Source organism: Nostoc sp. 2RC (genome assembly GCF_014222165.1).
Lineage (GTDB): Bacteria > Cyanobacteriota > Cyanobacteriia > Cyanobacteriales > Nostocaceae > Nostoc > Nostoc linckia.
In genome coordinates this window covers 1-9651 of sequence record NZ_JACKZU010000326.1, presented here as the reverse complement: position 1 = coordinate 9651, position 9651 = coordinate 1, and the positions used below count along the sequence as shown (strand labels likewise).

8 protein-coding genes are annotated in these 9651 nt (G+C 42.0%); 5 read left to right on the top strand and 3 right to left on the bottom strand.

Going from position 1 to position 9651, the window contains the following annotated elements; all coding sequences use genetic code 11:
* Window positions 1-29 precede the first annotated feature (29 nt).
* Window positions 30-1259, bottom strand: a complete 1230-nt coding sequence (locus GNE10_RS26945; RefSeq protein WP_185568485.1) for a DUF4336 domain-containing protein — start codon at window positions 1257-1259, stop codon at window positions 30-32.
* A 620-nt stretch (window positions 1260-1879) separates the two neighbouring features.
* On the opposite strand from GNE10_RS26945, the gene GNE10_RS26940 reads away from it, so the two are divergent.
* Entirely contained in the window at window positions 1880-2647 is a 768-nt protein-coding gene (locus GNE10_RS26940) for a thioesterase II family protein (RefSeq protein WP_185568482.1), read from the top strand.
* Between the two features lie 386 nt (window positions 2648-3033).
* Here GNE10_RS26940 and GNE10_RS26935 read toward each other — a convergent pair whose 3' ends face one another.
* Window positions 3034-3438 carry a biopolymer transporter ExbD gene (locus GNE10_RS26935; RefSeq protein WP_185568479.1) on the bottom strand — a complete coding sequence of 135 codons (405 nt, stop codon included), beginning with the start codon at window positions 3436-3438 and terminating at the stop codon, window positions 3034-3036.
* Entirely contained in the window at window positions 3422-4078 is a 657-nt protein-coding gene (locus GNE10_RS26930) for a MotA/TolQ/ExbB proton channel family protein (RefSeq protein WP_099072002.1), read from the bottom strand. The genes GNE10_RS26935 and GNE10_RS26930 overlap by 17 nt, the downstream gene beginning before the upstream one ends.
* A 507-nt stretch (window positions 4079-4585) precedes the next feature.
* Between GNE10_RS26930 and GNE10_RS36430 the strand changes: the two genes are divergently transcribed.
* From GNE10_RS36430 to GNE10_RS26915, 4 genes are all read left to right on the top strand, one after another.
* The gene (locus GNE10_RS36430) at window positions 4586-6067 is read left to right on the top strand and encodes an energy transducer TonB (RefSeq protein ID WP_185568476.1); all 1482 of its coding nucleotides are present in this window, start codon (window positions 4586-4588) and stop codon (window positions 6065-6067) included.
* 285 nt (window positions 6068-6352) lie between these two features.
* Entirely contained in the window at window positions 6353-6847 is a 495-nt protein-coding gene (locus GNE10_RS26920; RefSeq protein WP_099072004.1) for an Hsp20/alpha crystallin family protein, read from the top strand.
* A 1037-nt stretch (window positions 6848-7884) separates the two neighbouring features.
* Window positions 7885-8130, top strand: a complete 246-nt coding sequence (locus tag GNE10_RS36195; protein ID WP_099072005.1) for a hypothetical protein — start codon at window positions 7885-7887, stop codon at window positions 8128-8130.
* A gap of 10 nt (window positions 8131-8140) precedes the next feature.
* Entirely contained in the window at window positions 8141-9178 is a 1038-nt protein-coding gene (locus GNE10_RS26915; protein ID WP_185568473.1) for a hypothetical protein, read from the top strand.
* Window positions 9179-9651 lie beyond the last annotated feature (473 nt).

The following is a 9651-nucleotide window of genomic DNA, read 5'->3' as shown; positions in this document are numbered from 1 at the left end:
CCTTTTTTCGCTCACCCCTCCCCACCTCCCTACACCTTCTCCCTCGCTGGTGGGACGATACTAAGTTTATTTAAATTTGCATCGATTTGGCGTAGTGTTTTAAAATCCTCTTCTGGTAAGGGATAGGTGTTACTATTCAATACACCAGCCCCGAAACCAGGCTGCTTTTCTAAAAAAGAGAAAGCTTGACGAAATTGATAAGGCTGGGCTTTAATTGGTGCATCAAAGTGGCAAGGAATAATCCACTCAAAGTTCCAACTTGCTACTTTATCAGCCCAGTTAATAGTTTCTTTGGGTGCGCGGTTGAGAATTAGTGTTTGTAAAATTGGTGCTACAAACAACCGACCATTACCCCGTAAAGCTTCAAAGGAACGCTGCCAGTCCTGCCATTTAAAGGGATACAATCCAAAATAAGCTTTTTTTGAGCGTTCTGGTGCTTTAAGGGCATCTTGGAACACCTGACCCCAAGGGCGGATTTCCAAGCCGCTTGGTTGAAAGTATAAAGCAAACAAACAAATACGCTGCCATCCTTTGCGGCGATTTGCTTGAATATCTGCAACAATGTCACATGCATTATCCTTGGCATGGAAGAGTAACGGATATGGATCTAATTGCACGATGGCAGGTGGATCCTCTGGAATCGAAAGTACTGAATCTGTTACCAGGAGAGAGTGCGATCGCTTGTGAAAAAAAGCCACTTCTGCAAATCGACCAGAACCAAGATTAATGGGGCCAAGCATAGCATAATCAAATTCATCAGCAAAGGGTGTTTGGCTACTATTTTCTGGAAGCAACTGGGTGCGTTTTGCAGGTAAACCAAGCCAGCTTAAGGGAAGATTTAGCGGGAAACTCCATTGATTAGGGGCGACAAACACCTGTGCAGTGGGAAAATATCTAGCGAAGGGGCCAACAAAAACCTTGTGTTCCAAACCAGAGACAGTAGGCAGAATGATGTACTTGACATTACCATGTTCTGCTACCAACTCATTGACAAGCCGGATGCACTCTAGCGTCGGCGCAACAGGAGCATAAACTAAAAGACCACCTCCTTGCAACTTCACCACAGTCATGCGAATTGGCACAACAACATAAAAAATGCCCTGAAGTTGGTCAAAATTCCAGATTGTATCCTTGAGGACTTCTTTGCGAATTGTCCGCCGCCTACCGTATGGGTAGAGCGGCACAAGAGGCCATAATCGCCAGGAAAAGTCCCTTGGATGAATCTGTTCTGCATTGACTATGCGTTCATCATCAACCACTGTACGATTCCCTCCAAATTCCCTGCTCAAATTTTAATAGGATATGGCACAATTCGCTTGGTGTTAGGAAATTTTGTTTGTAGAGGTCAGAGAACAGGACGATAAAATCTACATTTTAGATTACAGTATTTTTCAGGTCTTTAGACCAAAATTGAGGCGGGTCATGGAGAGTAGGAAATAGGTAGTGGTGTAGTTGAATTACTTGAAAAAAACTGTAAAATATCACAAATTTTCCATCTAAACAGTTGCATTCTAAATAAAAGTAATGGCAGCCTTGAATGAAGCTTATCAGGTATTATCTGAGGTTTTTATTAGTAGAGAACATGACATATATAGAAATATGGGTTTGATTCTTTAACTCCTCATAGAGACAGGGAATAGAGAACAGGTAAAAAGGCATAAAATTATACTGATTTTTTTTCACCAAATCAAATATGAGTCCTATATGTAAAAGAGAAAAAACAACAATAAGTTTTTTGTCACTATGACAGCTTGTGTTGTGAGAACAAAAACCTAAAATTCCAGAACACCAATCACTTTAGAAGCTCTAACTCCAGTCAACGGTCAACAGTCAACAGTCAACAGTCAACAGTCACCAATATCTAACTCTAAGCTCTATTATGACAACTAAACCAACTTTCAATTCTTTGATTAGCTGTCCCCAACCAAATCCTCAAGCAAACTTGCGTTTATTCTGTTTTCCCTATGCTGGTGGTAGCTCCATGATTTTTCGTACATGGGCTAATAGCTTACCTCGCAATGTCGAGGTTTGTGCAGTGGAATATCCGGGACGGGGAAGACAGATGCAGTCAGCACCCATCGCGCGATTAGAACCTCTTGTCAAGGCGATCGCTTCATCTCTCTTACCATACTTAGACAAACCATTCGCCTTTTTCGGTCACAGTATGGGGGGATTAGTTAGCTTTGAGTTAACCCGTCTACTGCGCTTAAAGTATAATCTTCAGCCGTTTCACCTATTCATCTCTGGTCGTCGCGCTCCCCAAATCCCGCCTACAAAACCACCCATCCACGCCTTACCAGATGCACAGTTACTCGAAGAACTACGCACCCTCAACGGTACACCCAAAGCAGTACTAGAAAATCCAGAAATGATGCAAATTTTTCTTCCAATTTTGCGGGCGGATTTTGCAATTATAGAAACTTACACTTACATTCCCCAAGAACCACTGCACTGTCCCATCAGTATATTTGGTGGTTGGCAAGACGAAGAAGTTAGCCATGAAGCTTTACAAGCATGGCGAGAGCAAACAACCGCTACTTTCTCTTTACAAATGTTTGACGGCGGCCACTTTTTTATACACTCTCAGCAAGATTCATTGCTTAAACTTATTTGTCAAAAATTGGGGGTTAGGAGTGTTAACTGGTGACTGTTGACTGTTGACTGTTGACTGTTGACTGGAGAGTTATTACACCTGCCTTGAAAATAGAGGCTCAAACAATGCAAAATCCTTAGGACTTACGCAAAAGTATGAATAAACTAACCGCAAAGGACGCAGCGAAAAGTCGGAGCGCCGGCTTCCGGCGATCTGAACTTTTCAAGACAAAGGGCACGAAGTTATAAGAGTTTGAGAGAGTTCTTGCGTAAGTCCTAATCCTTCCAAGATCATTTTCATTGTTCCTTGTGAGCGCAGCTCATGAAGAAAGAGTTCACTCATTGCTTTTTGCACTCTTGTGGTGAAAGGAGAAAGGGAAAATACCAAACCTTTCCCCCTTTTCCCGACTTCTCTTAGAAGTCTATTATTCTCCCCTACCTCTATCGTCTCTGAGTGGCCACTGCTAATTTTGCCCCCGGAACTTCACGTACCCGATCCATCACAGCGATTACTTTACCGTGGGTAACTTTTTCATCAGCATTAATAATCACTAACATTTCTGAGTTAGAACCAATTAAACTCCGCACTTGTGGTGTTATGTCATCAACTGCAATTGGTTTTTTGTTTAGGCTTACTACTCCTTGTTCGTCTACCGTGATGGTAATTTTAGAGGGAACTTGTTGTTGTTGTGCCGTGGCTGCTTTTGGTAAATTTACAGGCAAACCTTCTGAACGTGTTAAAAACAAAGTTGACATGATAAAAAATGTCAAGATTGCAAAAATCACGTCAATCATCGGCACAATATTAATCTGTGCGGGAATATCTGGTTCATCTTGTAGTCGCATAGGTCTTCTCTCCTCCTCTTTCATAACGACGGCGGTAAAGTAATTCTAGCTGGCCGCCATACTCCTGAATGAGCGCAATTTGCCGTTGGTACAGTCCCCGGAAAGTATTGGCAAACAACAGTATGAAGATAGCAACAATCAATCCCGATGCTGTAGATACCAACGCTTCACTAATCCCAGACGTAACACCCGCGGTTTTACTACCTCCCACATCACCAAGATTTAAAGAGGCAAAGGAGGTGATCAATCCTAATACTGTACCCAGAAGACCCAACAGTGGGGCTAAACTAATGATTGTCTCAAAAAAGTTTTGGAAGCGTTTGAGTACTGGAATTTCAGCTTGCGCTTCGCTTTCGAGTGCCAAACGAAATTCTTCTGGATTTGGCTCCTCTAATTCCAAAGCTGCTAGAAAAATCCGGGCGAGTGGCAAATCTGCATTTTGCCGGAGTTTATCCATTGCACCGACAACATTATCGAGGCGATAGAGATTCAAAACATCCCGCACCACGCGGTTTTGACGCTTGTTAATCTTTACCCAAAACCTAATACGCTCAATTATCAACGCCACACCCAACACCGAAAACCCCAGCAGCGGCCACATGACCACGCCGCCTGCTGCAAACAAATTCTGAATTCCCATGTTCTCTAAACGTCATCAACAATACACAGTAAGACTAGCAGAATCTAGAGAAAAGCTGAAAGTTTTTCTCAATAAAATTTAAAATACAATGATAAATTTTTCCAATCAAATTTTGAAGATTTTGATACCAGTAGGAGTATAAAATTAATTACACAAAAATCAAGTACAAAGTCAGGTAAAAAAACTATTTGAGGCTATCGTTTAAATTTATCTTTGATTACGTGTAATAAATTTTGCTGGTTTACTAATCTCATAACTGACCGAAACTGAGATTTTTTGCGGTAAAACTACCTAAATGCTATGGAGAATTTGCTGATTTTATATAAGTTAATCTAATTAAAAACAAAATTTATTTTATTTAGAAACTGTGATGTCGAGAGTTTTTGAGGATGTTGTCACTAATGTGGGGGTTACGTGACAGTACCCCAAAGAATTTTAATTTTGACTTGATATTTGTAACCTTGCATTCTAAGATGACTAAATTAGTGAGAATAGGTAGCAATAGCTATGACCTTTTCCAGTATTAATGTCGAGCAACGCTCCAAAGAAGTTGTAGCTCTCAAATCTTTTCTGGCTTACAGTTTTATAGGCTCACTGGCGCTGCATATAGGTGTATTGTCCTCAGGTATAGGTAATTATTTGACAAGAACGCCTGAAGGGAATGATGACACAATAGAGGTGGCGATCGTTGATTCTCCCGCTGTGGAAACAGAAAAACCACTCGAACAAATTCCAGAAGAACCCAAAAAAGAACCAGAAATTGTACAAAAACAGGCTATTGAAACTCCACCAGTAGAAAAAATTCAGCGGCAAGTTGAACAGATTACAACAGTCATTCAAAAACCACAACCTATACTTAGGCAGACAATTGCACCACAAGTTCCTGTAAAATCTGCCTTTATTCCACGAACACTTCCATCTCAAGATTCTAAAGCAAGTTCATCTGGTGGCGGTGGCGGTGGCGGTGGTGGCTCTGGTGTTGGTTTAGGTTCCGGTAGCGGTATCGCTGTGGGAACAAGCAGTGGAATTGGGCCAGGCGGAGGAACTGGCACTGGTACTGGTGGTGGTATTGGCAGTGGTACTGGTACTGGTACTGGTAGCGGCATTGGTAGCGGTACTGGTAGCGGCATTGGTAGCGGCACTGGTAGCGGCATTGGTAGCGGCATTGGTAGCGGTACTGGCAGCGGCATTGGTAGCGGTACTGGCAGTGGAATTGGCAATCAAACAGTAAACCGTCCATTAGCAGTAGCACCAACAGCTCCAACACCTCCAAAAATAAACAATTCAGGTACTAGTAATGGTCGTGCAGCTTGCCGCAAATGTGAATTTAAATATCCAGAGTCATTTAAACGGCGAGGAATTGAAGGGCGTACAGGTTTAGCTTTCGATACTGACGAAAAGGGTAATGTAATTAATGTGCGGATAGCTAAATCTAGTGGAAACCGTGAATTGGATGAAGAACACTTGAGACAAGCGCGGCAGTGGAAATTCAATCCAGCACAAGGTGGTAGACAAGGGGTGCGAGTCAACTCTGCCGCTTTTAAAGAAGATTCCCAGCAATACCGCCGATACCAACAAGAAAGGAAAAGAGAAACAGAACAACAGAGAACCCAGCAAGCCACAGCATCCAACTCGAATACTACAGAAGGAACTTCAAGACGTAGACGGCGAGTATTTACACCTGCAAATGAAGCTACAGCCACAAGAGCGGCAGAATCAGGATTTAGTGGGCGGCTACGTCGTCAGAGAGTGGAAACTACTGGCACAAGTTCATCACCCCAAAGTAGGACAAGTAGTTCTCAAGGAAGTGCCAGAGAAACTTTACGGCGCGTCCGCAGCGAACGAACAACCACTAATTCATCACAACAGCCACAGGCAAGTACAAATCGACGACGCCGCAGAGAAAACACAAGCCAGAATAAATTGCGGGAATCTTTGCGCCGTTTACGCCAGCCTCAATCGCAACCTACTGCACCAAGTCAGGAGTAGGATCTAAGTTGACAGTTGATAGTTGACAGTTGACGGTTGAGTGCTAACCGTCAACCAAGTTTTTTGTAAACCATTAACAGGTACGGTTATTGCGATCGCTCATGACCATAAAACCGAACCTGCTCAACTTGAATTTCGATATAGCCTCAAAGGTAGGAAGCTTAAGATTGAGCTGAGTGTAATTTGAGGATTGCTTAACAAACGTATTATATCAGTTGTTCGTAGGCTATAAAGCTTGAAATTGAGCCTCCTAAGACCAGATAGTTCATCTTAGAGGTGATAATTATGGCACTCATTCGTTGGAACCCATTGCGGGATATCGAAGGCTTACAACCATTCCGGGACAGCGAACCTTGGGAACCATTCCGAGAAATCGACACCCTACAGCGGCAAATGAATCGCTTGTTTGATAGATTAATACCGACTGATGGTGGCGAACGGACTGGATTTACCTTCATTCCTGCCGCAGAAATAGAAGAAACTGATGATGCAATCAAATTAAGACTAGAAGTACCTGGTTTAGAACCAAAAGATATAAACGTAGAAGCAACTCCCGAATCAATTTCCATTAGCGGTGAACGCAAAACCGAAACCACAACTGAAGAAAACGGCATCACTCGCTCTGAGTTCCGTTATGGCAAATTCCATCGAGTAATACCGTTACCTTCCCACGTTCAAAACAACAAAGTGCAAGCTGAATACAAAAATGGCGTTCTACACTTAACTTTGCCAAAAGCCGAATCAGAAAAAGGCAGAGCAGTCAAAGTTAACATTGGTTGATTTTAGGGGACAATACGGTTTGGGGAAGGGGTAAAGGGGAAAGGGGAAAGGGTAAAGGGGGAAGGTTGCAAATACATCAGACCTCCACTCCTGACTCCCGATTCCCTACTTTCTTTTATCTTTTTTCCAGTTTTCCCCCTATCCTCTTTCCAATCTCATCTGTCAATTTTATAGAAGACTGTACACCCTTGACGGTTCACAGTTAACAGTCAACAGTCAACAGTCAACAGTTAACGATTAACACAAAAAATTGTACTGCTTGAAATTAGCAGCTTAAATATTCAGGAATTCAGACTTTTGATGATGCTTTTATCGAGATAATTGCCGCCTTCTAAAAATTAGGAGGCGGTTGTTCGTTATACAAGGATGGCTTTGGTCATCAATATTCCTCTACCAGAAGTCAGAAGGGTTATAAATAATATGAACAATTAAACACACTGGCAATAAGTCGATTTGTCAATCTATGTGAATTTCCCCGATCTGGCGAGGAAAATCTCCTCTGTTTATATATTGGTGAATAAAATTCAGGGCTTGAAGCACGAATACTTTGGTAAGATTTCTACAGTTTGTTCAAGCAGCTCCTTTAAGGTCTTTAAGACACTGTTGTGCAAGACTAGTCTGATTAACCAAACAAGTCCGTGCTTGCCTTTTGTTAGCAGAATTGTGTGATGATGTAGTGCTTGATTTACAACACTGGTATTATTCAGACCGATTATACTTTAGTTGAAGGCTACACACTCTGCATGGCAAATGCATCACGTCAGGCAAAATCAGCTAGTTATAGACAGTAGGAATTGTTTTTCAAATCAAGCACTACATAAATGGTGATAGTAATTGCTCATCACCAAGTATATGCTTGGAGGATAGTCCAGACTACCTCTGATTTGGTTGCTAAGCAATATTCACACCTTGTTCTTGGCATCAAATTCACTGATTTGAATAAAACTTCTACATAAACACACACTGATGCAGTTTGATTTGCTTGAATAGCTATATTGATAGGACATTGATAGGAAGGAAATTCAAGATTCCTAATTATGGCAAGTAAATTCATTGATGTTAAGGAATATACTGTCCGAGCGCACAAAAGACAGATTCACACTCGTGTTTTCCAATTTGTCTGTAAAGAGTGTAACGATCTGACAAAACGCGAGACTTATGGGCCGCGACCTTTATATTGTGAGAAATGCCGGCCTCCCCAAGCACCGAAGAAATCCCAGCCTACATCTCGCAAGGCTAAACCCAGACCAATGTCTTACACAAGTGACACCGATTTCAATTGATTGAACTGTTATGAACTCAAAAGGGCAATTAGAACCACCTCCAGGTAATTTTCTCTCGCCACTGTTGGAATTACGAGACTATTATGCTCGCCTTACAGAAGAGTACGAGCGCCTATTTGTAGAGGCGCGATCGCAACTCGATCATGTAGAAGCTTTGTTATCTACTTGGTCTTTTGCTGATGGTAACAAGCAGATATCAATACTCAAAGCAGCTGATGAAACCGCCAATTCTTCCCCAGAAGCCTCTTTGCGGTTTTTGTCAGCCCATGATGACATCTCCCAAATCAACTTGACGGAGTCTATAGAGTCAGAACTCACAGATTCAGAGGACATTGAAACAAATGGTTCCAGTGCTGTTGAAAGAAAAGCAGTCCACTCTCCAACTACATTCACAGATATACAGACACCTCCAGAGAACAACGATAACTCAGGCAAGGTGCCAGACATTCCCATGCTACCTAAGTATCAACCTCTGTCTCGAATGGAAGCGATAAAACAGCTTTTGCAAGAGCAGTCAGGTACAGTGTGTCATATTGATTTCATCGTGCGATCGCTTTATGGGGACTTAGATTCTAATCTGTTTAGAGTAGTTAAAGGTAGAGTTCAATCTTCCCTCACCCAAGGCAGAGAAAGGAATTATTGGGTAATTATTCCCGAAGAACCTGGTTGTTATACTCTGGATTTAAGTTTAGTTGCCCCCAAAAATGGCAATGGTGCTTCTAGGAGTATCAAAAGCAAAAGGAAGAAACCTTTCATACCTCCAAATCCCAAAACTGTACCCATGCTCAAAGCCTATGAAGGTCAATTCTTAATTGATGCCCTCACTTCTCTGTTTGAAAAAAATCCAGGTAAAGTTTTCACTGTCGCTGAAGTAATCGGCGGAATTTACGGAGAACTAACATCTGGGGAACTTCGAGAGATTAAAAATAAGGTGCTGAATGAATTATCTAGAGGCTATCGCACAGGTAGATTTTCTAAGGTTCCCGACCAAATCGGCTTGTACACCTGGGACTCGAATATGATATCGGAAGGTAATTATCGGAATTAGGGATTGGGAGGGCTGAGTGAGGAGTGAGGAGTTAGGAGTTAAGAGTGAACAGTTAGGAGTAAATAGTTAGGAGTTAGGAGTTATTCCCCTTGTCTCCCCATCTCCCCATCTCCCCATCTCCTCATCTCCTCATCTCCCCATCTCCCCATCTCCCCATCTCTCTATAAAGCCCTCGATCTGAGAAAATAAACATCATGGATTTACTGTGAGAGAAACGCTACGACATCAAACAGCAACACAATAATACTTAAAAGTCAAGGGTCAAGAGTCAAAACACCACGTGCGAAACTAAAGATTGGGCAAAAAAGGCTCCAGGAAAAACAAGCAGGGTGCAGGAGGCAAAAAGAATCGAGTTTTTATGCTTGTTCACGAAGCTCAAATACTCATTAATGGAGTTCAAATACTCATTAATGGAGTTCAAATACTCATTAATGGAGTTCAAATACTCATTAATGGAGTTCAAATACTCATTA